The sequence below is a fragment of the Neorhizobium galegae genome, from assembly GCF_017877055.1.
In the GTDB taxonomy this organism is placed as follows: domain Bacteria; phylum Pseudomonadota; class Alphaproteobacteria; order Rhizobiales; family Rhizobiaceae; genus Neorhizobium; species Neorhizobium galegae_D.
In genome coordinates, this window is record NZ_JAGIPG010000002.1 from 226,134 (window position 1) to 252,023 (window position 25,890).

At 62.5% G+C, this 25,890-nt stretch carries 30 protein-coding genes and 1 other RNA gene; 19 read left to right on the forward strand and 12 right to left on the reverse strand.

The genetic code is table 11. The features are described from left to right. Positions 1–24: 24 nt before the first annotated feature. Positions 25–121: signal recognition particle sRNA small type (ffs, locus tag J2857_RS11310), an RNA gene on the reverse strand. An 86-nt stretch (positions 122–207) separates the two neighbouring features. On the opposite strand from ffs, the gene J2857_RS11315 reads away from it, so the two are divergent. From J2857_RS11315 to J2857_RS11330, 4 genes are all read left to right on the forward strand, one after another. Continuing rightward, complete coding sequence (locus J2857_RS11315) at positions 208–615, forward strand: HIT domain-containing protein (protein ID WP_210010298.1); 408 nt, start codon at positions 208–210, stop codon at positions 613–615. After that, positions 612–1,571, forward strand: a complete 960-nt coding sequence (gene nudC / locus J2857_RS11320) for an NAD(+) diphosphatase (RefSeq protein ID WP_210010299.1) — start codon at positions 612–614, stop codon at positions 1,569–1,571. The genes J2857_RS11315 and nudC overlap by 4 nt, the downstream gene beginning before the upstream one ends. 4 nt (positions 1,572–1,575) lie before the next feature. Beyond that, entirely contained in the window at positions 1,576–2,271 is a 696-nt protein-coding gene (locus J2857_RS11325; RefSeq protein WP_210010300.1) for a helix-turn-helix transcriptional regulator, read from the forward strand. A 69-nt stretch (positions 2,272–2,340) separates the two neighbouring features. Continuing rightward, positions 2,341–2,712 carry a VOC family protein gene (locus tag J2857_RS11330; RefSeq protein ID WP_210010301.1) on the forward strand — a complete coding sequence of 124 codons (372 nt, stop codon included), beginning with the start codon at positions 2,341–2,343 and terminating at the stop codon, positions 2,710–2,712. A gap of 68 nt (positions 2,713–2,780) precedes the next feature. On the opposite strand, the gene J2857_RS11335 is transcribed toward J2857_RS11330, so the two are convergent. Then, positions 2,781–3,644, reverse strand: coding sequence for a prephenate dehydratase (locus J2857_RS11335; protein ID WP_210010302.1), 864 nt, complete (start codon positions 3,642–3,644; stop codon positions 2,781–2,783). A gap of 11 nt (positions 3,645–3,655) precedes the next feature. Next, entirely contained in the window at positions 3,656–4,417 is a 762-nt protein-coding gene (locus J2857_RS11340; protein ID WP_210010303.1) for a 3-deoxy-manno-octulosonate cytidylyltransferase, read from the reverse strand. A 153-nt stretch (positions 4,418–4,570) separates the two neighbouring features. Here J2857_RS11340 and J2857_RS11345 point away from each other — a divergent pair, with 153 nt between their 5' ends. Beyond that, complete coding sequence (locus J2857_RS11345) at positions 4,571–5,152, forward strand: c-type cytochrome (RefSeq protein ID WP_210010304.1); 582 nt, start codon at positions 4,571–4,573, stop codon at positions 5,150–5,152. A gap of 87 nt (positions 5,153–5,239) precedes the next feature. Here J2857_RS11345 and J2857_RS11350 read toward each other — a convergent pair whose 3' ends face one another. After that, positions 5,240–6,184, reverse strand: a complete 945-nt coding sequence (locus tag J2857_RS11350; RefSeq protein WP_210011645.1) for an AEC family transporter — start codon at positions 6,182–6,184, stop codon at positions 5,240–5,242. A 363-nt stretch (positions 6,185–6,547) separates the two neighbouring features. Here J2857_RS11350 and J2857_RS11355 point away from each other — a divergent pair, with 363 nt between their 5' ends. Further along, positions 6,548–7,540: an adenosine kinase gene (locus J2857_RS11355; protein WP_210010305.1), complete on the forward strand. Its 993-nt coding sequence runs from the start codon at positions 6,548–6,550 to the stop codon at positions 7,538–7,540. Positions 7,541–7,558: 18 nt separating this feature from the next. Here the strand turns inward: J2857_RS11355 and J2857_RS11360 are convergent, their stop codons facing one another. Beyond that, positions 7,559–8,101 carry an SH3 domain-containing protein gene (locus J2857_RS11360; RefSeq protein ID WP_037079998.1) on the reverse strand — a complete coding sequence of 181 codons (543 nt, stop codon included), beginning with the start codon at positions 8,099–8,101 and terminating at the stop codon, positions 7,559–7,561. A 253-nt stretch (positions 8,102–8,354) separates the two neighbouring features. On the opposite strand from J2857_RS11360, the gene J2857_RS11365 reads away from it, so the two are divergent. Further along, positions 8,355–9,359, forward strand: a complete 1,005-nt coding sequence (locus J2857_RS11365; protein ID WP_210010306.1) for a 2-hydroxyacid dehydrogenase — start codon at positions 8,355–8,357, stop codon at positions 9,357–9,359. Here J2857_RS11365 and J2857_RS11370 read toward each other — a convergent pair whose 3' ends face one another. From J2857_RS11370 to recF, 3 genes are read right to left on the reverse strand one after another with little or no spacing between them, the layout of a single operon-like run. Continuing rightward, a complete protein-coding gene (locus J2857_RS11370) occupies positions 9,360–9,830 on the reverse strand; it encodes a GNAT family N-acetyltransferase (protein WP_210011646.1) in 471 nt (156 codons plus the stop codon). A gap of 14 nt (positions 9,831–9,844) precedes the next feature. Beyond that, positions 9,845–10,630: a molybdopterin-synthase adenylyltransferase MoeB gene (locus J2857_RS11375; RefSeq protein WP_210010307.1), complete on the reverse strand. Its 786-nt coding sequence runs from the start codon at positions 10,628–10,630 to the stop codon at positions 9,845–9,847. Between the two features lie 43 nt (positions 10,631–10,673). Then, positions 10,674–11,798: a DNA replication/repair protein RecF gene (recF, locus tag J2857_RS11380; RefSeq protein ID WP_210010308.1), complete on the reverse strand. Its 1,125-nt coding sequence runs from the start codon at positions 11,796–11,798 to the stop codon at positions 10,674–10,676. Positions 11,799–12,166: 368 nt separating this feature from the next. Between recF and J2857_RS11385 the strand changes: the two genes are divergently transcribed. The 3 genes from J2857_RS11385 (at position 12,167) to J2857_RS11395 (ending at position 14,478) form a co-directional block, all read left to right on the forward strand. Beyond that, complete coding sequence (locus tag J2857_RS11385) at positions 12,167–13,666, forward strand: globin-coupled sensor protein (RefSeq protein WP_210010309.1); 1,500 nt, start codon at positions 12,167–12,169, stop codon at positions 13,664–13,666. Positions 13,667–13,736: 70 nt separating this feature from the next. Next, positions 13,737–14,279, forward strand: a complete 543-nt coding sequence (locus J2857_RS11390; RefSeq protein ID WP_210010310.1) for a cupin domain-containing protein — start codon at positions 13,737–13,739, stop codon at positions 14,277–14,279. Next, on the forward strand, positions 14,272–14,478 hold the full coding sequence (locus tag J2857_RS11395) for a SlyX family protein (RefSeq protein WP_037079978.1): 207 nt from the start codon (positions 14,272–14,274) through the stop codon (positions 14,476–14,478). The genes J2857_RS11390 and J2857_RS11395 overlap by 8 nt, the downstream gene beginning before the upstream one ends. Positions 14,479–14,574: 96 nt before the next feature. Here J2857_RS11395 and J2857_RS11400 read toward each other — a convergent pair whose 3' ends face one another. Then, positions 14,575–15,177: a TetR/AcrR family transcriptional regulator gene (locus J2857_RS11400; protein WP_210010311.1), complete on the reverse strand. Its 603-nt coding sequence runs from the start codon at positions 15,175–15,177 to the stop codon at positions 14,575–14,577. Between the two features lie 171 nt (positions 15,178–15,348). Between J2857_RS11400 and J2857_RS11405 the strand changes: the two genes are divergently transcribed. The 4 genes from J2857_RS11405 to J2857_RS11420 all read left to right on the forward strand — a co-directional run bounded on the left by J2857_RS11405 (position 15,349) and on the right by J2857_RS11420 (position 18,046). Continuing rightward, on the forward strand, positions 15,349–15,597 hold the full coding sequence (locus tag J2857_RS11405) for a hypothetical protein (RefSeq protein ID WP_210010312.1): 249 nt from the start codon (positions 15,349–15,351) through the stop codon (positions 15,595–15,597). 89 nt (positions 15,598–15,686) lie between these two features. Continuing rightward, the gene (locus tag J2857_RS11410) at positions 15,687–16,268 is read left to right on the forward strand and encodes a LysE family translocator (RefSeq protein ID WP_210010313.1); all 582 of its coding nucleotides are present in this window, start codon (positions 15,687–15,689) and stop codon (positions 16,266–16,268) included. A 203-nt stretch (positions 16,269–16,471) separates the two neighbouring features. After that, positions 16,472–17,455 carry a carbon-nitrogen hydrolase family protein gene (locus tag J2857_RS11415; RefSeq protein ID WP_210010314.1) on the forward strand — a complete coding sequence of 328 codons (984 nt, stop codon included), beginning with the start codon at positions 16,472–16,474 and terminating at the stop codon, positions 17,453–17,455. A 153-nt stretch (positions 17,456–17,608) separates the two neighbouring features. Next, positions 17,609–18,046, forward strand: coding sequence for a VOC family protein (locus J2857_RS11420; protein WP_210010315.1), 438 nt, complete (start codon positions 17,609–17,611; stop codon positions 18,044–18,046). Between the two features lie 251 nt (positions 18,047–18,297). Here the strand turns inward: J2857_RS11420 and dnaJ are convergent, their stop codons facing one another. The 3 genes from dnaJ to J2857_RS11435 form a co-directional block, all read right to left on the reverse strand. Further along, the gene (dnaJ, locus tag J2857_RS11425; protein WP_210010316.1) at positions 18,298–19,431 is read right to left on the reverse strand and encodes a molecular chaperone DnaJ; all 1,134 of its coding nucleotides are present in this window, start codon (positions 19,429–19,431) and stop codon (positions 18,298–18,300) included. Positions 19,432–19,528: 97 nt separating this feature from the next. After that, the gene (gene dnaK, locus J2857_RS11430; RefSeq protein ID WP_210010317.1) at positions 19,529–21,430 is read right to left on the reverse strand and encodes a molecular chaperone DnaK; all 1,902 of its coding nucleotides are present in this window, start codon (positions 21,428–21,430) and stop codon (positions 19,529–19,531) included. Positions 21,431–21,626: 196 nt separating this feature from the next. After that, a complete protein-coding gene (locus J2857_RS11435) occupies positions 21,627–24,104 on the reverse strand; it encodes a transglycosylase domain-containing protein (protein WP_210010318.1) in 2,478 nt (825 codons plus the stop codon). Positions 24,105–24,301: 197 nt separating this feature from the next. On the opposite strand from J2857_RS11435, the gene J2857_RS11440 reads away from it, so the two are divergent. The 5 genes from J2857_RS11440 to J2857_RS11460 all read left to right on the forward strand — a co-directional run bounded on the left by J2857_RS11440 (position 24,302) and on the right by J2857_RS11460 (position 25,786). Beyond that, positions 24,302–24,475 (forward strand): hypothetical protein, encoded by a 174-nt coding sequence (locus J2857_RS11440; RefSeq protein WP_210010319.1) that lies wholly within the window; start codon positions 24,302–24,304, stop codon positions 24,473–24,475. A 149-nt stretch (positions 24,476–24,624) separates the two neighbouring features. After that, positions 24,625–24,807 carry a hypothetical protein gene (locus tag J2857_RS11445; protein WP_210010320.1) on the forward strand — a complete coding sequence of 61 codons (183 nt, stop codon included), beginning with the start codon at positions 24,625–24,627 and terminating at the stop codon, positions 24,805–24,807. A gap of 117 nt (positions 24,808–24,924) precedes the next feature. Beyond that, positions 24,925–25,128, forward strand: coding sequence for a hypothetical protein (locus tag J2857_RS11450; RefSeq protein ID WP_210010321.1), 204 nt, complete (start codon positions 24,925–24,927; stop codon positions 25,126–25,128). A 130-nt stretch (positions 25,129–25,258) separates the two neighbouring features. Continuing rightward, positions 25,259–25,501 carry a hypothetical protein gene (locus J2857_RS11455; RefSeq protein WP_210010322.1) on the forward strand — a complete coding sequence of 81 codons (243 nt, stop codon included), beginning with the start codon at positions 25,259–25,261 and terminating at the stop codon, positions 25,499–25,501. A 90-nt stretch (positions 25,502–25,591) separates the two neighbouring features. Further along, positions 25,592–25,786: a hypothetical protein gene (locus tag J2857_RS11460; RefSeq protein ID WP_210010323.1), complete on the forward strand. Its 195-nt coding sequence runs from the start codon at positions 25,592–25,594 to the stop codon at positions 25,784–25,786. Positions 25,787–25,890: the final 104 nt, after the last annotated feature.

Sequence of the window (25,890 nt, forward strand, 5' to 3'; positions counted from 1 at the left end):
CAAGATGGTAGTACACGTAAAAGGGTGGGAGGCTGGCACGGCGACCCGTGCCTGGCTCGTTAGGGCTGCTTCCTTCCGGACCTGACCCGGTTGGCGAGTGGCTCGTCCACCACCAACCTCCCACCGTCCATATCGTCAATAACGCTTCCAAATGCAAGCCAACCCTGTAAAAAACTGCTATCGAACAGAAAAACAAGGGAGGAAAGTTTGAGCGAATTCGAACTGGATGGCAGGATTGCCCGCGATTCCGATCTTGTGAGGGTGCTCGGCCTCTGCCAGCTCCGCATCCAGAACGACAGCCGCTGGCCCTGGCTGGTCATGGTGCCGCAACGCGCCGACATGACCGAGATCTTCGACCTTTCGCCGGAAGAACAGGCCATGCTCTCCGCCGAGGTCAACAAGGTGGCTGCGGCCCTGAAGACGGTGACCGGCGCCACCAAGATCAATGTCGGCGCGCTCGGCAATATCGTCCGCCAGCTGCATGTCCATGTCATTGCAAGGTTCGAAGGCGATCCGAACTGGCCCGGCCCGGTCTGGGGTTTCGGCCAGGCGGCGCCATACGGCGAATCACAGAAACAAGATTTCCTCAACAAACTGGTTGAAGCGCTTTCATGACCGCGACCCTATTCGACACCGACGCACCCCATCCCGAACCGAGCACGCTGACGGCGTTTTCCGGCAACAAGCTGGATCGCCGTGCCGAATACCGAGAAGACGATTGCGTCGAGAAGGCGCTCGCCGTCGAAGGCGCCCATATCCTCGCCTTCACCGGCAGCCGGGTTATCCTCAAGCACGACAGCCAGATTCTCGACCCGCTGTTTTCTCCCTACGAGCTTGCCGAACTGAAGCCGGATTTCGACAACGCCGTGCTGCTCGGTTACCACGAGACCGGCGAGCCGCGCATTGCGGTGCCGGTGCTGATCGCCGCAGAAGAGCTGGCAGGCCACTACAAGCCGACCGAGGCCCGCGCGCTTTTCCGCGACCAGCTGATCGAAGGCGAGCTGCAGGGCGAGATCGCCCAGGCGGTTGCGCTTCTGAATTGGAACGCGTCCAACAAGTTCTGCGGCAAATGCGGATCGCCGACCGAAACCAGGATCGGCGGTTACAAGCGCGTCTGCACCCAGTGCCAGCACATGAGCTTCCCGCGCACCGATCCGGTGGTGATCATGCTCACCATCGACACCGAGCGCGACCGCTGCCTGCTCGGCCGCAGCCACCATTTCCAGGAGGGCATGTATTCCTGCCTTGCCGGTTTCGTGGAGCCGGGCGAGACGATCGAGGATGCGGTGCGCCGCGAGACTTTCGAGGAATCCGGCATCGAGACGGGCCGGGTGCGTTACCACGCCTCGCAGCCCTGGCCGATGCCGCATTCGCTGATGATCGGCTGTTACGCGGAGGCGAAGTCCACCGAGATCAGGATCGACCCGCAGGAAATGGCCGATGTCCGCTGGTTCGAGCGCGCCGAGGCCGCCGCCATGCTGGATGCCGGGCCGGACGCTCCGCTTTTCGCGCCGGTCAAAGGGGCGATCGCCCATCGCCTGCTCCGCGACTGGATCGAATGGAGCCGGTAAAACCATGACCGTCGCGCGGTCGGAGCGCCTGCTGGCGCTTCTTCAGGCGCTCCGGCGCTACCGCCAGCCCGTCAGCGGCGCGAGACTTGCCGCCGAGACCGGCGTCAGCCTGCGCACGCTCTACCGCGATATCGCCAGCCTCCAGGCGCAAGGTGCCTTCATCGAAGGCGAGGCGGGTCTCGGTTACGTCCTGCGACCCGGCTTCATGCTGCCGCCGATGATGTTTTCGCAAGAAGAGATCGAAGCGCTGGTGCTCGGCTCCCGCTGGGTGGCGAAGACCGCCGATCCGCGGCTCGCCGCCGGCGCCATCGATGCGCTCGCCAAGATCGCCGCCGTCCTGCCGCCGGACCTGAAAGAGGACCTCGACAATTCGACGCTGCTTGTCGGCACGCCGCGGCGAAACGAGAGCGGAGCCGATCTCGCCCTGATCCGGCGGGCGATCCGCGCCGAATATATCCTCGACCTCGCCTATGAAGACGAAAAAGGGGCGCTGACCCATCGAAAAGTCTGGCCGTTCGCGCTGGGCTTCTTCGACAGCGTCCGGGTCATGATCGCCTGGTGCGAACTCCGGCAGGATTTCCGGCATTTCCGCACGGACCGTATTGCATCCGCGGTCTCGACGGAAAAGCGTTATCCACGCCGCAGGCAGGTGCTTCTCAAGGAATGGCGGGAGAAGGAAGGAATTCCCGCCCGGCCGTGAAGACTGCTGCCATTATTTGTCAGTAGGGTGCGATAATCTCCAGTTAGTCCCAACCAAAGGAGAACTGACATGGTCCACCCCGATTTCACCATCCTCTTCGTCGACAATCCGCTCGCCAGCGCCGATTTCTACCAGTCCCTGTTCGGTACCGAACCCGTGGAAAGATCCCCGACCTTTGCGCTCTTCGTGCTGAACACCGGCATGAAGTTCGGCCTCTGGTCGCGCCACACCGCCGAGCCCTCGGTAACGGCCGGCACCGGCGCCTCGGAGATCTGCTTCAAGCTTGATAAGGCTGCCAGCGTGGACGAGGTCTATGCCGACTGGACGAGCCGCGGCCTGCGCGTGCTGCAGACGCCGGTGGAGATGGATTTCGGCTATACGTTCGTCGTCACCGATCCGGACGGGCACCGGCTGCGGGTCTATGCGATGAACGCCGCGTAAGCGCGAAAGGCGGTCGGCAGCGGCGGGTGTCACACCCCCTCTGCCCTGCCGGGCGTCTCCCCCTCAAGTCAATTCTTCTGCAGCGCCCCGCGCATCGGGTGGCCCTTGTACGTGCCCAGAACCCTGACCTTCTCCGAGAAGAACCGCAGCTCCTCCAGCGCTCGCCGCACTGGCGCGTCGTCCGGATGGCCCTCGATATCCGCGTAGAACTGCGTCGCCACGAACTTGCCGCCCAGCTGGTAGCTTTCGAGCTTGGTCATGTTGATGCCGTTGGTCGCAAAGCCGCCCATCGCCTTGTAGAGTGCGGCCGGAATGTTGCGGACGTTGAAGACGAAGGTCGTGACGATCACGTCGTCCGGATCGTTCCGCTGCACCCATTTTTCGTCGCGGGAGAGCACCACGAAGCGGGTGACATTGTCGTCCCGATCCTCGACATTTTCCGTCAGGATTTCAAGGCCATAGAGATCGGCCGCAAGCCGCGGCGCGAGTGCGGCCATCGTCCGGTCGCCCTTTTCGGCCACCATCTTGGCGGAACCGGCTGTGTCGCCGGCGACGACCGCCTTCCAGCCGTTCGAGCGGATGATCTTTCGGCACTGGCCGAGCGCATGGATATGGCTGTGGACGGTGCGGATTTCCTCGTGGCTCACCCCGGGCAGCACCATCAGCTGGAAGCGGATGGGCATGAAATATTCGCCGATGATATGCAGCCGCGATTCCGGCAGGAGATGATGGATGTCGGCGACGCGGCCGGCGATGGTGTTCTCGATCGGGATCATCGCCAGGTCCGCATCGCCGTTTTCGAGCGCCTGGAACGCGTCCTCGAATGTTGGGCAGGGCAGCGGTTCCATGGTCGGGAACATGTCGCGGCAGGCCATGTCGGAATTGGCGCCGAAATCGCCCTGGAAGGCGATGCGATTGGTGAGTGCGTTCATGGGGTTATCCGTTACGAGGAGGCCAGGCGGCCAGACAGGATCGCGCGGGCCTTTTCAAGGTCGGCGGGAGTATCGACGCCTAAGGGAACCGAGTCAACGATCTCGGCATCGATGCGCATGCCGGCTTCGAGCGCCCGGAGCTGTTCGAGCGATTCGCGCCTTTCGAGCACGGACGGCCCGAGCGACACGAACTTTTCGAGCGCCGCGCGGCGATAGGCATAGAGACCGATATGATGATAGAGCGGGCCGTTGCCGTAGGGCGCGGTGGCACGGGTAAAATAAAGTGCCTTCAGCCGCGTAGAAGACAGCGGCGAACCGACGATCTTCACGACATTCGGATTGGTCTTCTCATGTTCGTCGGTGATCTCGACGGTCAGTGTCGCGATATCCGTCGAGGGATTGTCGAGCGGCTTGAGCGAAGCACGCACCGCTTCCGGCTCGATCGTCGGCAGGTCGCCCTGAACGTTGATGACAAAATCCATTTTTGCGTCCGGATCGGCCTTCTGCACGGCTTCGAAAATGCGGTCCGAGCCGGATTGATGGTCCTGCCGGGTCATCACCACGTCGAAGCCTCCGGCGGCCACGGCGTCGTAGACGTCCTGGTGGTCGACGGCGACGATGATTCGCCCGACCTGTGCTTCCTCGGCTCGTTTTGCTACCTGCACGATCATCGGCAGGCCCGCAATATCAGCCAGAGGTTTCCCGGGCAGGCGTGTCGAGGCCATTCGCGCCGGGATCAACACCAGCGTCCGGTCAAAAGCCGAATTCTTCATGGAAAGACCCTTCTATTCCCGCGTAAACAGTGTCAAAAAGTCTCACGCGCGGGACGATAATCGTGTTGCAACAACCATGCAAAAGACATAGGTTCCGCGCGATTTCAAGATGGTCCGCTTCCTCATGAGGCGGTTGCGAAGGAGCATTTGCCGATGAACCCCTATGTCAACATGGCGGCAGGCGCCCTGCTTGCTACTGTTTTCGTCATGATGTCGGTGTCCATTGCCTCGGAAGGCATTTTCCACTCGGAGGTACCCGAGAAGGCAGGTTTTGCCATCGTTGCCGCCGAAGAGCCCGCTGCCGGTGAAGCCGCCGCCCCCGCCGCCGCCGCCGTTCCGATCGCGCAGCTGCTGGTGAAGGCCGACGCCAAGGCTGGCGAAGCAGCATTCAAGAAGTGTCAGAGCTGTCATTCCGGAGAGAAGGGCGGACCGAACAAGGTCGGCCCGGACCTCTGGGGCATCGTCGACCGCCCGGTCGCCGGACATGAAGGCTTCTCCTATTCGGCCGGCATGAAGGAGTTCTCCAAGGGCGGTGCCGAGCACTGGACCTTCGACAACCTCAACCACTTCCTGACCGCCCCCAAGGCTTTCGTGAAGGGTACGGCGATGGGCTTTGCCGGTCTCAAGGCCGATGCCGAGCGCGCCAACCTGATTGCTTACCTGCGCACGCTGGCTGATTCGCCGGTTCCGCTTCCGGACCCGAATGCAGCCGCTCCGGCGCCCGCCACCAACTGATCGCCAGTTCCAGGAACTTCCAAATGAAATGCCCGGCGTCTGTCGGGCATTTCCGTTTTGGGCGTTCGTGATCGAGCTGCGGTGAGCTCAGCCTAGCAGCCATGCCCAGAAGCCGACGGTGAAGACGCCGAATGCGGTGGTCATGCTGATCACCGAGGCTGCAAGGCTGTGGCCGGAGCGGAAGCGCTGGGCGATGAGCCAGGCATTGATGCCGGTCGGCACCGAGGCGGTCAGCACCAGCGCCGCGGTCCAGTCCTTCGGCAGGGCAAACAGAGTGCTCATCAGGAAGACGAGCGCCGGCAGCACCAGAAGCTTCAGCGCCGCTGCGGCCCCCGAAAGGCCGATATCACCCCGGATCGGATATCTGGTCAGCGCCATGCCGATCGATATCAGGGCGACCGGGCTCGCCGCGGCGGAAATCTGGTCGACGACGATGGCGATCGCCGACGGGAGATGCAGGCCGAGAAAGTTGAAGGCGACGCCGACGATCAGCGCGATCACCAGGGGATTGCGGGCAAGGTTGGAACCCACCTGCCTGAGGACCGCTGCGATGCCGCGCTTTTCGCCGCCGTCGACCTTGGCGGCCGCGCCCTCCATCAGGATCGTGCCAGCGACCATCATCAGCGGCAGGTGGATCGCAAGCAGGATGGAGATCGCCACCAGTCCATCCTTGCCGACCACATGCGCCACCAGCGGCAGGCCGATGAAGACGTTGTTGGCAAACGAGCCGGACATGCCGGCGATCACGCCGATCTTCGCGTCCCGGCCGAAGACGCGGGTGGTGAGGATGTGGCCGATCCCCCAGGTCATGGCGACCCCGAGGAAATAGGCGGTCCACAGCCGGAACGGCGAGGCGCCTTCGAAATGCGCATCCGCCAGTGTCCGGAAGATCAGCATCGGCACGGCGATCTTGAACACGAATTCGCCGAGCGCGTCGCCGGTCTCTTCCTTCAATATCCCGGTCTTCGCTGCCATCCAGCCGATCAGGATCAGGATGAAGAGGGGCACGACATTCAGGAAGACGGAGGACAAGGGGGAGGCTTTCTGTGGAGATGTTTTCATGCGTCTAACGCATGTCGCCGCCCGCGACAAATGCGTTTAATGCAGGGAGGTTGTTTGAAGGGGAGGCGTGGCGGCAGGCGCGCAACAAAAAAGCGGGGCAATTCCCCGCTTTCCCTCCTGGTCTCGTCCAGGACATCCGGTGGTCGGCCGCCAGTTCATCCGTGGTCGGCAACACAACCGGATGTCCAAGTCTATAACCTGTGATCGTGACAACAGAGTGACGGAGTAAAACGGCCCGGATTGCCGGCATAGCGGTTATTTTTCCTTCCAATCAGCTGAAAACCCGAATACCGGTTTTCGCGACAAGCTGTTTCCCAAGAGGATCAAGACCGGATGCCCAAGTTCGACGTGCTCACCATCGGCAATGCCATCGTAGATATTCTCGCCCGCTGCGACGACAATTTCCTCACCGACAATGCGATCACCAAGGGTGCGATGAATCTGATCGATGCCGAGCGTGCCGAACTTCTCTATTCGAAAATGGGCCCGGCGGTCGAAGCATCCGGCGGTTCGGCCGGCAACACGGCGGCCGGCATTGCCGGTTTCGGCGGCAAGGCCGCCTATTTCGGCAAGGTCGCGGAAGACCAGCTCGGCAACATCTTCCAGCACGACATCCGCGCACAGGGTGTCCACTACCAGACTAGGCCGGAAGGCGTCCATCCGCCGACCGCCCGTTCGATGATCTTCGTGACGCCGGATGGCGAGCGTTCGATGAACACCTATCTCGGCGCCTGCGTCGATCTCGGCCCGGAGCATGTCGAAGAGGACGTCGTTGCCGAGGCCAAGGTCACCTATTTCGAAGGTTACCTCTGGGATCCGCCGCGCGCCAAGGAAGCGATCCGCGAATCGGCACGCATCGCCCATGAGCATGGCCGCGAAGTGTCGATGACGCTGTCCGACCCCTTCTGCGTTGGCCGTTACCGCGCCGAATTCCTCGACCTGATGCGCTCCGGCACGGTCGACATCGTCTTCGCCAACAAACAGGAAGCGCTATCGCTTTACGAGACCGAGGATTTCGAACTGGCGCTGAAGAGGATTTCTGAAGATTGCAAGCTGGCGGCTGTGACGCTCAGCGAAGAAGGCGCGATCATCGTGCGGGGCGACGAACGGGTGAAGGTCGCGGCCTATCCGATCAAGGAGCTGGTCGATACGACCGGTGCCGGCGATCTGTTCGCCGCCGGTTTCCTGTTCGGCTACACGAATGACCGCTCTCTCGAGGATTGCGGCAAGCTCGGCTGCCTGGCGGCTGCGATCTGCATTCAGCAGATCGGCCCGCGCCCGATGGCGTCGCTCACCGAAGCTGCGAAGAAGCAGGGCCTCCTTTGAGGCCTCGCAGGGAAGAGCTTATTTGAAGGCCTCGCCGGGATAGGCGCCCCAGATTTCGGCCTGGGCGATCCAGCCCTCGGCGCCATTGGTTTCGGCGCGGCACCAGTCGCCGTTGCATTCCTTGATCTGCAGCACGACGCCCGGCTCCAGCTTGGCCAGGATGGCGGCCGTCGCCTGCGGGTCGCGGCGCATGTTGACGTAGATATCCTTGCCCTTGCCGCGCATCCACGGGGCGGCCACTGCCGTCCGGTCACCCGAGAGCAGGGCCTGGTTGACCCAGCCCTCGGTGCCCTCGGCGTCGCGAACCCGCCGCCAGTTTTCGTATTCCTGGATGATTTCCATCGGCGTGCCGGACTTCATATACATCCAGGACACCGCATAGTCGGTGCTCGGGCCGATGCGGATATTGACCTTCCTCGACTTGAGGCTGACGAAACGCGGCAGCGGCAGGCCGCTCGGACCCTTGGCGGCGCCCTGAGCATAGCTCGGGGCGGGTGCGGACAGGGAGGCGACAAGCCCGAAGGAAAGAGCGATGAAGGAGGAAAGAATGGCGCGACGCATGTGTTTGGTTCCGGCTGAGCGATCTCGGGCTTTCGGGAACCTCGCGAGGTTTTGTTTGTCTTCGCTGACGGGTCTGGTAGAAAACGCCCTGGATGAACTGAATATCGCGCGACTTGGTTAAGGACCTCCTAAAGCAGGTCACCCGAAAGCGGGTACCGGTTTCGGGATAACGACAGGCGTCGAACAAAAGCTTGAAGCACGAAACCTGAGCGTGTCCCGGTTTCGTGCCTCAAGGTCTCAGGCAGAGAGTTTCATGACGGCGAAGAAGAAACCCAAGGTCTATATCACCCGTAAGCTGCCGGATGCGGTGGAAACCCGCATGCGCGAGCTGTTCGAGGCCGAACTCAATATCGACGACACGCCCCGTTCGCGCGACGAGTTGGCCGCCGCGATGAAGTCGGCCGATGTGCTGGTGCCGACCGTGACCGACCGTATCGACGAGGCGCTGATCGAGGAAGCCGGGCCGCAACTCAAGTTGATCGCCAGCTTCTCCAACGGCTTCGACCATATCGACGTCGATGCCGCAGCCCGAAAGGGTATCACCGTCACCAACACGCCGAACGTGCTGACCGAGGACACGGCCGACATGACCGTGGCGCTGATCCTTGCCGTCAACCGGCGGCTGGCGGAAGGTTCACGCATCCTGACCGACAAGCCGGGCGAGTGGAGCGGCTGGAGCCCGACCTGGATGCTCGGCCGGCGGATCTGGGGCAAGCGCATCGGCATTGTCGGCATGGGCCGCATCGGCACCGCCGTTGCCCGCCGCGCCAAGGCCTTCGGCCTGTCGATCCATTATCACAACCGCAAGCGCGTCAGTCCGGCCACCGAAGAGGAGCTCGAGGCGACCTACTGGGATAGCCTCGACCAGATGCTTGCCCGCGTCGATATCGTCTCGGTCAATTGTCCCTCGACGCCGGCGACCTTCCATCTTCTGTCGGCGCGGCGCCTGGCGCTGATGCAGCCGGGCTCGATCATCGTCAACACGGCCCGCGGCGACATCATCGACGAGGCCGCGATGATCCAGCTTCTGCGTGACAACAAGATCGCCGGCGCCGGACTGGACGTCTACCAGAACGAGCCGGCGGTGAACCCGAAACTCGTCAAGCTCGCCCATCAGGGCCGCGTCGTGCTGTTGCCGCACATGGGCTCGGCCACGATCGAAGGCCGGATCGACATGGGCGATAAGGTGATCATCAATATCCGTACCTTCTTCGATGGCCATCGCCCGCCGAATCGGGTGCTGCCCGGCCGCAACTGATCAGTCGAGACGTTTTTGCATCTCGATCGAGGTGGTGCGGGTGAATCCCGGATGCGCGTTTTCCGCCGTCTTGGCGAAGCCCCATCTTGCGAAGGTCGCGTGATTGCCGGTGAGTTCGATGCGGGTTTCGAGCCGCAGCGCCGGCAAGCCCTTTTCCCGAGCAATCTCCTCCGCAAGCGAAAGCAGCCTGCGGCCGATGCCCTTGCCCTGGCTGGTCGGGGCGATGGCGAGCTTGCCGATATAAAGGAAGCCCTGCTCCGGCTTGCAGAAGATGCAGCCGATGAGCCTGCCGCCTTCGATCGCCGCAAATGCGATCTCCTCGCGAGCCTTCTGGGCAAGCGAAGCGAGGGTCAGCCGATGTGCGGAAGAGGGCGGATCGATGACGTCGTCCATATAGGCGAAGGACGAAAGGATGAGGGCCAGGAGTTCGTCCCAGCGCCCGAAACCCTCGCCGATCCGGGTAATCTCGATCGCCGCCGGCTCGCTCACTCGGCGGCAGCCTTGGCCGTGCGGCGCTTGTATTTGATCGTATCGAAACGGGCCGACAGCGAATCGTAGAGCATCAACCGCCCGACCAGCGGTTCGCCGATGCCAGTCACGAGCTTGATCGCCTCCATCGCCATCAGCGTGCCGATCACCCCCGTCAATGCACCCACGACGCCGGTCTCGGCGCAGGAGGGGATCAATCCCGCCGGCGGTTTTTCCGGAAAGAGATCGCGGTAGCCGGGATTGAGGGCGCCGTCAGGCCCTGCCTCATAGGGTTTCATCACCGTCACCGACCCGTCGAAGCGGCCGACCGCGCCGGTCACCAGCGGTATCCGCGTGAGTTCCGCGGCATCGGCGGCCGCATAGCGCGTATCGAAATTGTCGGAACCGTCGATCAGCAGGTCGAACAGGGCAAGCTTTCGCGCTGCCCATTCGGCCGAAAAGCGCTCCTCGAAATCGACCACGCGGACATGCGGGTTGAGACGGGCGATCGCCTCGCGGGCGCTCCTCGTCTTCAACTCGCCGATCGTGCCGGTATCGTGGATGACCTGCCGCTGCAGGTTGGAAAGGGAAACCAGGTCGTCGTCGATGATCCCGATCGTGCCGATGCCGGCGGCCGCCAGGTATTCGAGGATCGGCGCGCCGAGCCCGCCGGCGCCGATGACCAGCACGCGGGCATTTTTCATCTTCTGCTGCCCCGAGCCGCCGATTTCCGGCAGCAGGATATGACGGCGATACCGCTCGATCTCGTCTTGGCTCAGTTTTTCCGGGGTCAGGCTTTCCATGCCGCGACCATATCACCGGCAGCCAAGCCGCGTAAGATGGATTTCAATCGCCAATGCCACCATGTGCGACGGTAAAGAACTGCGCCCGGTCGGCAAGCGCGGAAAACATTCCCCGGTCGGTGCCGGTCATGAAGGACTGGCCTCCGAGACCGTGAACGAGGTCGAACAGGGCGGCCCGCCGGCCTTCGTCGAGATGGGCGGCGATCTCGTCGAGCAGCAGGATCGGCGCGTAGCCGGTCATGTCGGCGGTGAGCCTTGCATGGGCGAGCACAAGGCCGATCAGCAGGGCCTTCTGTTCGCCGGTCGAGCAGCGCTCGGCCTCCATGTCTTTTTCGCGATGGCGAACCAGAAGGTCGGAACGGTGCGGCCCGTCCAGTGTGCGGCCCGCTGCGGCATCGCGGCCGCGGCCATTGCGCAGCATGTCGAGATAATCTTCCTCGAGATCGGCGGCCGGGCGATCCATCGCACCGTCCATGAAGCCTTCGAGCGTCAGGACCGGCGTGGGGAACGGCGTCTCGCCGGAATTCGCCGACAGCCTCCGCAGCAGACCGAGCATTTCCTGCCGGGCAGCGGCCATGGCGATACCGAGGCCTGCCATCTGCGCCTCGATGGCCGACAGCCAGGAGGGGTCGAAGCGGCCTTCCGAAAGCAGCCGGTTGCGGCTCCTCATGGCGCGCTCGAAATCGCTCGCCCGGCGGCCATGGGCGGGATCGAGCGACAGGACGAGCCGATCGAGGAAACGGCGCCGGTCGGAGGATCCGCCGGTGAACAGCCCGTCCATCGCCGGCGTCAGCCATAGCACGCTCAGGTGGTCGGTAAGCTCCTCGGTCGATTTGGCCGGCGTGCCGTTGATCCTGAGCTTGCGGGTCACGCTTTCGCCTTCGCCCGGCTCGATGCCGGTGCCGATCGAGACCTCGCCGTCCATGCCGTCGACATCCGCAAAGATCGTGAACCCGCCCGCAGCCCCGACGCGGGTGACATCGGACAGCACGGCGCGGCGCAGGCCGCGGCCTGGTGACAGGAAGGAGACGGCTTCCAAGAGATTGGTCTTGCCCGCGCCGTTCTCGCCGGTCAGCACCACATGGCGCCCGTCGAGCGGCAGCGCCGCTTCCGCATAGTTGCGGAAATCGGTGAGCTTCAGCCGGGAAAGGGAGGTCTTCTGCGCCATCGGGAATCTTAAGGTTTCGTGAAACAGGAGCTAAGGGCTCGAAGCCTGGATGGCAAGCGCTTGCTTGGGAAGGCGAATGCCTCTTAGCCTGCCTTGCCTCGGGACCAGGCGGCGAGCCGACCGCTCGCTGGCGCTTGTCCGTCTCAAGCAGTTGCAAGTTTCGGTAGGTGCAGACCGCAGCCCCGCCTGCAAATATCTTGCGAGACCTTTCCATAAGACATGTTTTCTCAATGCGGCACTAATTTATAATTACTCAAAACCTAGGGGCTATGGCTAACAGAACGTTAAAACTTCCCTCCTAGAAATGACCATACACGCATCGCATTTCGCATCCGGCCGTGTTGATTTTTTTAACTCCGGAGACCCCCATGAAAGACCAGAACCACCAAGCCGATCTCGCCGAGCGCCTTGAATTCATCGGCCTTGGCCATGAGCAGCGCCGGTCTCTGTCCGACATTAGGCCGACCATCAAGGATGCAATCGGCGGCGCGCTGGATGCCTTCTATAGCAAGGTCAAAGCCAATCCGCAGACGGCCAAGTTTTTCTCCAGCGATGGCCATATCGCCCAGGCCAAGAGCCGCCAGGCCTCGCATTGGGATGGTATCGCCTCCGGCAAATACGATGCCGCGTATGTCGAGGCGGTTTCCGCCATCGGCCGCACCCATGCCCGCCTCGGTCTCGAGCCGCGCTGGTATATCGGCGGTTATGCGCTGATTCTCGACGGTATCATCCGTGCCGTCGTAAGCCGGGAGATGACCGGGTTCTTCCAGGAGAAGAAGGCGAAGGTGCTTTCCGAACATCTTGCCTCCGTCGTCAAGGCTGCCCTGCTGGACATGGACTATGCCATCTCGGTCTATCTTCAGGCTCTGAGCGACGAGCGCAAGCGGGCCGAAGCCGGGCAGGAAAAGGCCAAAGTCGAGCAGGACGCAGCCCTTGCGGCGCTCGAAGCGGCGCTGACGAGCCTTGCCGGTGGCGACCTGACATCCGAACTCTGGCAGGAACTTGCGCCGAATTTCGCCAAGCTGCAGCAGAACTACAACTCGTCGATTTCTGAACTCGACGCGGCCATGCGCGAGATCAGCACCTCGGTAGAACAGGTACGCGCCGAAGCCGGCGGTATTTCGTCGGCTGCCGAAAACATGGCCCGGCGCACGGAGCAGCAGGCTTCGGCGCTCGAACAGACAGCGGCGGCATTGGAAGAGATTACCACGATTTCCGGCCAGGCCGCGCAACGGACCCGCGAAGTGCAGGTGATTGCGCGTGAATCCGCCTCGGAGACGGTCCGCTCCGGCAAGGTGGTCGAAGAAGCGATTGCGGCGATGGGCGATATCGAGCAGTCCTCGCAGAAGATGACCCAGATCATCGGGGCAATCGACGAGATCGCCTTCCAGACCAATCTTCTGGCGCTCAATGCAGGCGTGGAAGCCGCCCGCGCGGGCGAACAGGGCAAGGGTTTTGCCGTCGTCGCGCAGGAGGTCCGCGAGCTGGCGCAGCGGTCAGCCGCAGCCGCCAAGGAGATCAAGGAACTGATCGACCAGTCTTCGACGGACGTCCACCGCGGTGTCGAACTCGTCAACAAGACGGGACAGGCGCTGGTCGGCATCGGCGATCGCGTGAAATCGATCGACGACCATATCAGTTCGATCGCCCGCTCGGCCCAGGAACAGGCTTCCGGTATCGAGGAGATCAATTCCGCAATCCGCAGCATGGACCAGATCACTCAGCAGAACGCCGCGCTGATGGAAGAGACCAACGCCTCGACCCGAAGCCTTGTCGGCATCAGCGGCCAGCTGGCGTCGCTGCTCGGTCGCTTCAAGACAAGGGCTGCGCGCGAGACCCGCACCGAGCGTCCGCGCCTGCGCGCCTGATCTTCGACCCGAAACATGGACCGGTCGGTTCCGGTCGGCTAATGTTGCTCCGCTTTCCAAGGAGCAGCAGATGACCGACCCAAACCGCCCTTCCTGCATTACCCACTGGAGCGAAATCGAAAGGCCCGATACGCGTACCTATCGCGGCGACGACGAGCTGATGTCGATCGGCGCTGCGTTCGGCCGGCATTTCGGGCTGACGCGGCTCGGCATCCATCACGAGCGCCTGCCGCCTGGCCGCCGCACCTCCTTTCCACACGCCGAGAGCGACGAAGAGGAGTTTGTCCATGTGATCGAGGGCACGCCGGACGTTTGGCTGGACGGCGAACTCCACCGGCTGAAGCCCGGCGATTCCGTCGGGTTTCCCGCGGGAACCGGGCTGGCGCATACGTTCATCAACAACACGGACGCGGAGGTTCGCCTGCTCGTGGTCGGCGAGGCGAACAAGCAGGAGAACCGCCTCTATTATCCCAAACACCTCGAATGGCGCGAGACGCGCAGCGACTGGTGGGAGGACGTGCCGGAGCGGCCGCTCGGTCCCCATGACGGCATGCCGGATAAGGTGCGGGCCTGGAAGGCAGAGAAAGCAGCAGAGGAAACCGGCGGTGAGTGACGAGGAAAGACTGGTCAAGCTCGAGGAGCTTGCTGCCTACCAGACAAAGGTGATCGAGGAATTGTCCGACCAGCTCGCCGAGCAATGGAAGGTGATGGAACAGACGCGCGCCAAGCTCGACCGGCTGACCGAGCGGTTCCTGTCGCTGGAGGAATCCTCGCTGGAAGCGCCTTCTATCACCAGGCCGCCGCATTATTGACAGTCCGGCCACCCCTCGGGCAGCGCGGGGCATGCGCTGTTTGAGCGCGACATATCCCTTGGTCGATTGGGTGTGGCCGGGCGGATGGCCGGAGGCCTACGGGACCTTCAGGCCCTGGACGAGGTGCCGAACCACGAGGCGGAGCTGTTCCGGCGCAATATCCAGCCGGTCGGTGAGCAGCCGTTTCCACACAAAGCTCGTTATGATCTCCATGGCGAGCTCCGGGACAACCCAATCGACCACTTCGCCTCGGGCCTTTGCCCGGCGGAATATCTCGCCCCCCTGCTGGTAACGCTCGGCCATGTAGGCCGCGAGCGCCTTGCTGGCCGCCGGATCGGTCTGGGCCTCGGCAATGACGGAACGGAAAACCGCGCCCCCATGGCCGGTGTTCCAGAACTCGAGCAAGTCGTTCAGGAGCTGGAAAATATCCGTCTCGATCGCGCCGGTATCCGGTGCGATATCGACGAATTTCTGGCGATGGTAGACATCCAGAAGCAGGATCGCGCGAGTGGGCCACCACCGATAAATCGTCGGCTTGCCCGCATGGGCGCGCCTGGCCACGGCCTCGATCGAAAATGATCCCAGCCCGCCCTCGACGAGGATTTCCTCCGCGGCCTGGAGAATGGCGTCCTGACTGGCGGGATTACGTTGCGCGCCGATCGACGTGCGGCGGGTTTCCGCAGCCCTTTTCGTCGTCACGCGGACCTCCCAAGAAAAATTTCAATCGACATGCAAGAGTCTCACTTGAACGAAACGGAACGTTTCGTTATGTATCTTTCATGGAAACGAACCGTTTCTATAAAGGATATAATGACCACAACAACTTTAACCCTCAATCCCGATAGCAGAAATCAAGCCCAGGAGGCGCAATTGCAGCCCACGCCCGCCCGCATCAATCCTTCGAAGGCGCGTCTCGCGCTCGTCATGATCCTTGCCGTCTATCCCTTGATCACGGTGCTTCTCTACATCCTTGCGCCGCTCACCGAAGGCTGGGCGGTGTGGCACCGAACGATCCTGATCGCGCCGATCATGGTGCTGTCGATCGTATTTGTCGTCTCGCCGGCAATCCAGAAATATTTCGGGTGGTTCGTGGCCCGCATGCCTTCGCCAACAAGATAAGCCGGTTTGACGGCCGTCAATCGGCATGCCGAAAATGCTGATAGAGAGGAAGGGGCCGGACCATCCCGGTCACTTCGACAGGCAGTTGCATGACCTTTCCGGAATTCACCCTCGCCATCCTCTTGCTTCTATGCACGCCGGGGCCGACCAATACGCTGATGGCACTTGGTGGATATGTGGGGGGTTGGCTGAAGGCCCTGCCGCTGATCGGCGGGGAACTCGGCGGCTACCTGCTGGTGATCGTGCCGGCAGCGACGCTTGCGGCGCCTTTCTTCGATGCCTATCCGCAGGCGCTGGTCTGGACGAAACTCGCGGCGGGCGTCTGGGTGCTTTATCTCGGTTATCGTCTTTGGATGTCCGAAAGGCAGGCGAAGGACGCGATGGAAGTTTCCGTCCGGCAGGTTTTCGTTACCACCGTGCTGAACCCCAAGGCCCTGATTGTCGCGCTCGTCATCATGCCGCACGGCGGCTTCACCGAACTTGTGCCCTGGCTTGCGCTGTTTGCCGGGCTGGTGCTGCTGGCCGCCAATGGCTGGATCGCCTTCGGCAGCCTGATGCGGCGGACCGAGCGTTTCGAAGTGAAACCGATCGTCGTGCGCCGCCTCGCCGCCACCTGCCTCCTCCTCTTCGCGATGATCCTCGCTAGCGCGTCGACCCAGTCGCTGGCCTGAAATAGACGGCCCAAGCCGAGTTGACGAATCAAGGCCGGCTCGGCATCTTGGCCCCTGCGTGACCTACGCCGAACCTCCCCGGACCTTCCCCAGCATGGTCCTGAAACGGAGGCAAAGGGACTTCAGTCTCGGGTCGCTATCTTGGTCCGACCGTTTCGGATGTGGTTGCTGGGGAACTCCGTCCGGGACGTGAAAGGCTCAAGATGACCCAGATCGGAAATTTCAAACGCCGTGTCCGTGCCCGTGCCGCAAAGACGGGCGAATCCTATACCGCAGCCCTCAGCCACATCCGCGAAAGTGCCCCGGGCGATCCGGGGCCGCAGGCCAGATCGGTGCGGCTGGCGGTGGCGCAGACCAATCCCCATGTCGATCCCCGCAGCGCAGCCGAGTTTCGTGCAAGCGGCGAGGAGATACGGCGCCTGATGCGCGAGGCGCGAGAGGCGAGCGTGAGGGTGATCCACTTTCCCGAAGGTGCGACCTGCTCTCCCAACAAGCGCATCATGTCCTCGACCGGCCGCGATCCGGTCGGGCCGTCCGACTGGAGCCGGTTCGAATGGACCGTCCTGCGCGAAGAACTGGATGCCACTAGGGCACTGGCCGGCGAGCTCGGGCTCTTTGCAGTGATCGGCTCGGTGCACCGGCTCACTGAGCCGCATCGGCCGCATAACAGCCTCTATGTCATCTCCGACCGGGGAGAGCTGGTGACGCGCTACGACGAGCGACTGCTGTCGAACACCAAGATCTCGTTCATGTACACGCCGGGTTCGAGCCCGGTGATCTTCGAGGTCGATGGCGTCCGCTTTGGCTGCTCGCTCGGCATGGAGGCGCACTTTCCCGAGATCTTCAGGGAATACGAGCAGGTCGACGTCGATTGCGTCCTGTTCTCGACCACCGGCGCAACGCCCGCCTTCGCGGCCGAGGCGCTGGGACATGCGGCGAGCAACAGATACTGGGTGAGTTTCTCAGTGCTCGCCTATCCCGGCTTCATGCCGCCTTCGGGGATCGCCGCCCCGAGCGGCGAATGGGTGGCCCAATGCCGGGCCGATGCGACGCCCTCGCTTGCGATCGTCGATATCGACCACAATCCGGGAGAGATCGCCCGCCCCTGGAGGCGAAGGGCACGGGCCGGCATCTATGAGCCGCATATGGTGACCGATCCGCGCAGCGGCGGCCGCGATACGTTCTGAGGGACCGTTTGAAATAGGGGAGCGAGTTCAAACTTCCGATGTGGACAGCAGCAAATTGCGTGTGGATGGCTGTCGGTATTGGGGTGCCTCGGACGTCCTTTGTTGGACGAGGCGACGCCTTGTCGAATGAAGCGACACTTGGAGATTGGAAACATGGCGCTCAAGCGGATGGACAACGTAGGGATCGTCGTTGAAGACCTCGGACGGGCGATTGATTTCTTTCGCGAACTCGGCCTCGAGCTCGAAGGGCGGGCTACGATCGAAGGAGAATGGGCCGGACGTATCACCGGACTGGGCGATCAGCATGTCGAGATTGCCATGATGCGCACACCCGACGGCCACAGCCGGTTAGAGCTCTCCCGCTTCCTCACGCCGCCTGTTGTCGCAGATCACCGGAACGCCCCGGTCAACGCTCTGGGTTACCTCCGCGTCATGTTCACCGTTGACGACATCGACGAGACGCTTGAAAGGCTCCGTACACGCGGCGCGCAGCTCGTGGGCGAAGTCGTCCGGTATGAAGACGCGTATCGGCTCTGCTACATCCGCGGGCCCGAAGAGCTTCTCATCGGGCTCGCCCAAGAACTCGGCTGAGCGCAATACGAAGACAAATGGCGAAGGCCGACCAATGTCAATGAGCGCATCCGAGGTCGGCCCGCCTGTTCGAGGTCCACCCCTCCACGGTTGGCCGCGTTCTCGCTGAGCATGATTAGGTCGTCAACCCGGGCCGGGTCCGTCCGCGAAAACCGCCAGAAGCCTGAAGCGCTTGTCGGTTACAAGGCGCCAATGAAAAAGCCGCCCGCAACGATCTGTTGCGGACGGCTTTAAAGTTTGGGCTCCAGAATTCAGCTGTCGAAGAATTCCTTCATCCGGGCGAAGAAGCCCGTCGATTCCGGATTGTTCTCCTTCGAGGACAGTTCCTCGAATTCCTGCAGCAGTTCGCGCTGCCGCTTGGTGAGCTTCTGCGGCGTCTCGATTTGGATCTGGATGTAGAGATCGCCCGTCTGGCTGGATCGCAATACCGGCATGCCCTTGCCCTTCAGGCGGAACTGCTTGCCCGGCTGCGTGCCTTCCGGCACCGTCACGCGGGACTTGGTTCCGTCAAGCGTCGCCACGTCGAACGTGCCGCCGAGGGCGGCCGTCGTCATGGAAATCGGCACGGCGCAATAGAGGTCGGCGCCGTCGCGCTGGAAGAACTGGTGCGGCTTCACCGACAGGAAGATGTAGAGGTCTCCCGCAGGCCCGCCGCGCGTGCCGGCCTCGCCTTCGCCCTGCAGGCGGATGCGGGTGCCGTCCTCGATGCCGGCCGGGATGTTGACCGACAGCGACCGCTCTTCGGTGACGCGGCCCTGGCCGTGGCACTTGGAGCAGGGATCGGTGATCGTCTGGCCGCGGCCGTGACAGGTCGGGCAGGTGCGCTCGACCGAGAAGAAACCCTGGGATGCGCGCACGCGGCCCGAACCTTGGCAGGTGCCGCAGGTCTTCGGCTGCGTGCCGGGCTTGGCACCCGAACCGGAACAGACGTCGCAGGTGATCGAGGTCGGAACCCGGATCTGCGCCGTCTTGCCGGCAAACGCTTCTTCCAGCGTGATTTCCATATTGTAGCGAAGATCGGCGCCGCGTTCGCGTCCGCCGGACGAACGCCGGGCACGCCCGCCGCCCATCATTTCGCCAAAGATGTCTTCGAAGATATCGGAGAAGCCACCGGCGCCCGCGCCTGAGAAGCCGCCGCCACCGCCGCCCATTCCGCCATGTTCGAAGGCGGCATGGCCGAAGCGGTCGTAGGCCGCACGCTTCTGGGGATCCTTCAAGGTCTCGTAGGCCTCGCCGATCTCCTTGAACTTCTTTTCGGCTTCTGCGTCGCCCGGATTCTTGTCGGGATGATATTTCATCGCGAGCTTACGGAAGGCGCTTTTCAGCTCCTTCTCGTCGGCGGTCTTGCCGACACCCAGCGTTTCGTAAAAGTCTGCTTTTGCCATGGAGGTAACCGGCTCCGGAAAGGATTCCGGCTGCACGAAGGCAGCCGGATACTCTAGTCAACTATGGTCGAGGTCTGGCCATCAGGCAACCGGCGGATCAGGCGGACTTCTTGTCGTCCTTGACTTCCTCGTAGTCGGCATCGACGATATCGTCCTTGCCGCCCTCGGAGCCTTCGCCGCCTTCGGCCTGCTGGGCCTCGTAGATGGCCTGACCAAGCTTCATCGACACTTCCATCAGGGTCTGCGTCTTCGCCTGGATGTCATCGGCATCCGGTTCGGAGGCTTCGATGGCGGTCTTCAGCGAAGCGATCGCATCCTCGATCGCCTTGCGGTCGGTCTCGGAAACCTTGTCGCCATATTCCTTCACCGACTTTTCCGTCGAGTGGACAAGGCTTTCGGCCTGGTTCTTGGCTTCGACGCCGGCACGACGCTTCTTGTCGGCTTCGGCATTGACCTCGGCGTCCTTGACCATCTTCTCGATCTCGGCGTCGGAGAGGCCGCCGGAAGCCTGGATGCGGATCTGCTGTTCCTTGCCGGTGCCCTTGTCCTTGGCCGAAACCTGCACGATGCCGTTGGCGTCGATGTCGAAGGTGACTTCGATCTGCGGCATGCCGCGCGGCGACGGCGGCAGGCCGACGAGGTCGAACTGGCCGAGCAGCTTGTTGTCCGCAGCCATTTCGCGCTCGCCCTGCGATACGCGGATCGTCACGGCCTGCTGGTTGTCTTCGGCGGTCGAGAAAGTCTGGCTCTTCTTGGTCGGGATCGTCGTGTTGCGGTCGATCAGGCGGGTGAAGACGCCACCGAGCGTTTCGATGCCGAGCGACAGCGGGGTCACGTCGAGGAGCAGGACGTCCTTGACGTCGCCCTGCAGAACGCCGGCCTGGATGGCGGCGCCGAGAGCGACGACTTCATCCGGGTTGACGCCCTTGTGCGGCTCCTTGCCGAACAGCTGCTTGACGACTTCCTGGACCTTCGGCATGCGGCTCATGCCGCCGACGAGAACCACTTCGTCGATTTCGGCCGCGGTGACGCCGGCATCCTTGAGGGCTGCCTTGCACGGTGCGATCGTGCGCTGGACGAGATCGTCGACCAGGCTTTCGAACTTGGCGCGGGTCAGCTTCAGCGTCAGGTGCTTCGGACCCGAAGCGTCGGCGGTGATGAACGGCAGGTTGATCTCGGTCTGCTGCGAGGACGAGAGTTCGATCTTGGCCTTTTCGGCAGCTTCCTTGAGGCGCTGCAGAGCGAGCTTGTCGTTCTTCAGGTCGATGCCCTGGTCCTTCTTGAACTCGTTGGCAAGATATTCGACGAGACGCATGTCGAAGTCTTCACCGCCGAGGAAGGTGTCGCCGTTGGTGGACTTCACTTCGAAGACACCATCGCCGATTTCGAGGACCGAGATGTCGAACGTACCGCCGCCAAGGTCGTAGACGGCGATCGTCTTGCCGTCCTTCTTGTCGAGGCCATAGGCGAGAGCGGCTGCCGTCGGCTCGTTGATGATGCGCAGCACTTCGAGACCTGCAATGCGGCCGGCATCCTTGGTTGCCTGGCGCTGCGCGTCGTTGAAGTAGGCCGGAACAGTGATGACGGCCTTTTCGACCTTTTCACCGAGGTAGGATTCAGCGGTTTCCTTCATCTTCTGAAGGATCATCGCGGAAACCTGTGCGGGGGAATAGTTCTTGCCCTGGGCCTTGACCCATGCATCGCCATTGTCGCCCTTGACGATATCGAAGGGGACGAGGCCCTTGTCTTTTTCAACCGTCGGATCTTCGTAGCGGCGGCCGATCAGGCGCTTCACGGCGAAGAGAGTATTGGTGGGGTTGGTGACTGCCTGGCGCTTGGCCGGCTGGCCGACGAGGCGTTCGCCGTCATCGGAAAATGCGACCATGGAGGGCGTGGTACGCGCGCCTTCGGCGTTCTCGATCACCTTCGCATCTTTGCCGTCCATGATGGCGACGCAGGAGTTGGTGGTTCCGAGGTCGATGCCAATTACTTTTGCCATTTTCTTCTCTCTCCTTTAAGCGAACCATCGGAACCCCTCAAAGGCATTCCACTGACAGTTCCTCGACTGGGATGGTACGCAGCATCGGCTGCGGTCATGCGGCGTATATAAGGACGGGTTTTTAGGACTGCAAGGCGAGAAATCGCCCGGATCCGAGCAAAAAGAACAGTTTGCCGAGCAATACTGTGAATACGCTTCACTGCCCCATGATCAGGTCGAAAAGCGTGGTCTGCCTGGGCTGGTCTCTGGAGCCCGCAACGCCGACATCGCCGGGCGGAACGGGGCCGCTGCCGATGGCCCCCGGCGGGACCGGAGCGGGCGAATCGTAAGGGCCGCGATACTGGCGATAATCACGGACCGGGACGTCGCCCGGCGGTATTACATCGCCACGGCGGCCGCGGTCGCCATAGACTGGCCTGTTGTCGTAAGTCTGTCTGTTGTCCCTGTTGTCGTATCCCTGGTTGTCGCCATAGACGGGCCGCACGCGGGCGGGTTCCCGTTCGATCGAGGCGGAATCCTGGGCGGGGGGGCGCGGCGCCGGCGGGTAGTCGGCCGGGAGTTCGTCCTGGGTTCGGCGGCCACCGGGCAGGATGCCGGAAATGATATCGCCGATCGTCGTCGACGGCGAGTCCGGCTGGGGCGCGGCAGGCGGCGGCAGGTCGAGGCCGCGGCCGGTGCCGAACAGCGGCGTCGGCGTATAACCCTTCATCGCCGCCGTCATGTATTCCTTCCAGGCCTTTGCCGGAAGTCCGCCGCCGGTCACCTTTTTCATGAAGGCGCCGTCGTCGTTGCCGAACCAGATGCCGGTTGTCATGATGCTGGTATAACCGACGAACAGCGCATCGCGGAACGACTGGGTGGTGCCCGACTTGCCGGCCGCCTGCCAGCCATCGACCTTCGCGGCCTTGCCGGTGCCCTCGTTGATGACGCGGTTCATCATGCCGTTCATCGTCGCGGCTATGGGTTCGCTGAGCACGCGCGGCGGGTTGGCGTAATCGGCCTCGTAGAGCACCTTGCCGTCCGGATCGGTGATGCGCTTGACGATATGCGGCGTCGCCTTGTAGCCGCCGTTCATGAACGAGGCATAGGCCGAGGTGAGCTCGACCAGCGACACCTCCGAGGTCCCGAGCGCGATCGAGGCATTCGCCTGGATATCGGAATCGATGCCCAGTCGGTGGGCGAGGCTTACCACCTTGTCGGGCCCGACCTGCATGACGAGCTGTGCGGCGACCGTATTCAGCGACTGCGCGAAGGCCGAGGCGAGCGTTACGGGGCCGCGGTATTTTTCGTCGAAATTCTCCGGCGACCAGTTGCCGATCTTGACCGGTGCGTCGTTGACCATCGAGTCCGGCCGGGCGCCGGCTTCGAGTGCTGCGGCATAAACGAAGGGCTTGAAGGCCGAACCCGGCTGTCGCTTCGCCTTGACGGCGCGGTTGAACTGGCTCGTCGCATAATCGCGGCCGCCGACCAGCGCCCGGATCGCGCCGGTTGCGTCGACCGAGACGAGGGCGGCCTGCGAGGCGTTGAGCTTGCCGCCTTCCTTCTTGAGCACGTCGTTCAGCGACTTTTCGGCGGCGGCTTCAAGCCGCATGTCGAGCGTCGTTTCGACGGTCACGTCGACCTTCGGTTCGCCGATCAGGCTCTTCACCTCGTCGACGACCATGTCGGCGGCATAATGCTGGGCGCCGGTCCAGTAGCTCTTCGCCTTGGTCGGCGGCTGCGACATCGCGGTCTTGAGGTCGCTGTCGGTCACATAACCTTCCTCGCGCATCGTGCCGAGCACGACCTGGGCGCGGGCTTCCGCCGCCTTCGGATCGCGCGCCGGCGACAGGCGGGACGGAGCCTTGAGAAGGCCGGCAAGCGTCGCCGCCTCGCCGAGGTTCACGTCTCGGGCGGACTTGTTGAAATAGCGCCGCGAGGCGGCCTCAACGCCATAGGCATTCGAACCGAAGAACACCCGGTTCAGGTACATGGCCAGAATCTGGTCCTTGGTGAACGTGTGCTCCAGCCAGAAGGACAGCAGAACTTCCTGGATCTTGCGCTCGAACGTGCGGTCCGGCGACAGGAACAGGTTCTTGGCGAGCTGCTGGGTGATCGTCGAGCCGCCCTGGATCGGCTGACCCGTCAGGTTGTTGACGAAGGCGCGCGCCAGGCCGAACGGATCGACGCCGAAATGCGAATAGAAACGCCGGTCCTCGATGGCGATCACCGCCTGCGGCAGGTAGGGCGACATTTCTTCCAGCGCCAGAGCCTCGCCGCCGGTCGAGCCGCGATTGGCGACGACCGAGCCATCGACCGCGGTAATCTTCATGTTCGGCGGCCGGCCAGGGATCGACCAGGTGCTGGCGGCCGGCATTTTTGCGCCGTAATAGAGCACCAGCCCGCCAACGGCGATGCCGGCCCAGATGCCGAGGACGAAACACCAGTACACGAGCCTGCGCAACGGCGCGAAGAACCCGCCGCCCGGGCGGCGGGGTGGAGCCTTCCTGTTGCGGGAGGGGCGGGCGCGTTCCGGCCGTTCGTCGCGGTCTTCGCTTTCGGCTCTCGATGGGCGTCTGCCGGACCGGCCGTTGCCCACGACCCGTTCGTCCGCGTCGAGGCGGAAATCGTCGCTCGGCCGCGAACCTTCGAAGGATGGTTCAACGCGTTTGTCTGATCTGCCTCTGGCTGCCATGGTGAGCCGGCATACCCCCGTTACGCGCCTGTCAAAACAGGCTGTTACTGAATGTCTGATCGCCCAAACCTTGGCTGGACTCTAAATGCGGCGATTTAAGGAGGCGTAAAGGAATGGTTTATCGGCCGATACGTCTTGAACCGGTTGACTTCCATCTCCATTTATGAGAACAAATAGAGAACATTTGGAGGGTGCTGATGAGCAGAACCGAACAGGTGATCGAACGTGCCATGGCCGCAGTAGCGGCATCGAAGGCTCTGCGCGAGGCTGAAGCGCAGCGTCGGCAAGAAACATTTCAGAAGATCCAGATCGCCAACCAGCGACGCCCGAATATTCCCAAAGGCATCCAACTGCCGTTGGACCTTCATTGAAATGCCGCAACGTCCTGCAAGGCCGGGCGCTGGCCTATGTCACAAAAGCTGCCCGAGACCGTATTCGACCTTAAAAAAATCCGATTCCTGATGGAACAAGGAGGCAAGATCCGCGTTACGACGGATTCCACCTTGGAGGAGGGGAGGATATGCACAAAATCGTCGAGGCAGTCGTCCGCAACGGCGACCAGCGTGTTCCGGTTGGGCTGGTCACTGTCAAGCAGGCGCTGAAAATACCCGAAAAGGGGATGCTGGAGTTCAGCCATCCCGCCTACGAGGCTGGGAAGACGGATATTTTCGTCAACCGCGAAACCCTTTCAAAGCTGATGTGATCGCGGCAGGCGACGAACAGGCAGCATGATGGCAACTCGAAACGCGAATTCGTGATTTCGGGTTCATCATGTTGCGGGTTACCTTGACGACTGCAACCACAGCGAAAGGAGAATGGCATGAAGATAGTTCTCATCATCGCCGCCGTGCTCGGCCTGTCGTCCACCGCAGCTCTTGCGGAATGCGCCGGCCACAATGTCACGGCTTCCGCCGAGGTGGACAAGGAAGTCACCACGGCAAGCATCGCGGCTCCAAAAATGGACCCGCGCGAGGAAGCCGTCGTGCTGAAGCGGTCCGAAGGACAGGCAAAAGTCACCGAATAATCGCTTTGCCCGCATCGGCTTCCCGTCGGTGCGGGTTCGTTTCCTTCCGATAGCCTGCCCCTTCAGATAAGGAGCCGGAGACGGAACTTTGCGTTCCGCTTGGGTGTTGTTTCCGAAAAGGAGACCTCCAATGGCCAAAAAACCTCTTGCCGCCGGCTTTACCGGTGATGTCGCCGAAGAGACAGGCGTTACCGCCCGCACCAAATCTGCCGTTCACCGTGTCAAGGACGAGGCAGGCATGGTCGCTGCCCACGCCGTCGACCATCCGGCCGCGACCGGCTCGGCAATCGCCGTCGTCGGCCTGCTCGGCCTGGCGATAGGTTACATGCTCGGCATGTCTTCCGCCTCCCGCGACCGCCGCGGATATCGCTAGGAGTGAATGAAGGTTCGGCGGAATACCCGCTTCCCTCGGAACCGAGGCGGGCCACAGTCGTTGGGTCCCTGACAGGAAAAGGAGGCTATCATGCCCAATCGAGATCCTATCCCGACTCCGAGCCCTCAGCCGCGCGGGCCGACACCGGCAGGCGGAATTCCAGATCGCACCCAGGAAAAGCCGCCATTGACGCCTGCACAGGATCCTGGCGACAGCAAGAACCCGCAGGACCCGACGCTCGATCCCGCTCTGATGCCGACTGGCGATCCGGCGGGCATGGCATGAGCCGTCGTTGAACCTTCATGCCTCGTCTCTGGACACTCGAAGGACCCGTATAGGTAGTAACCCGTACGGGTCCACCCTTATATTACACCCGTTTATTATTGTTA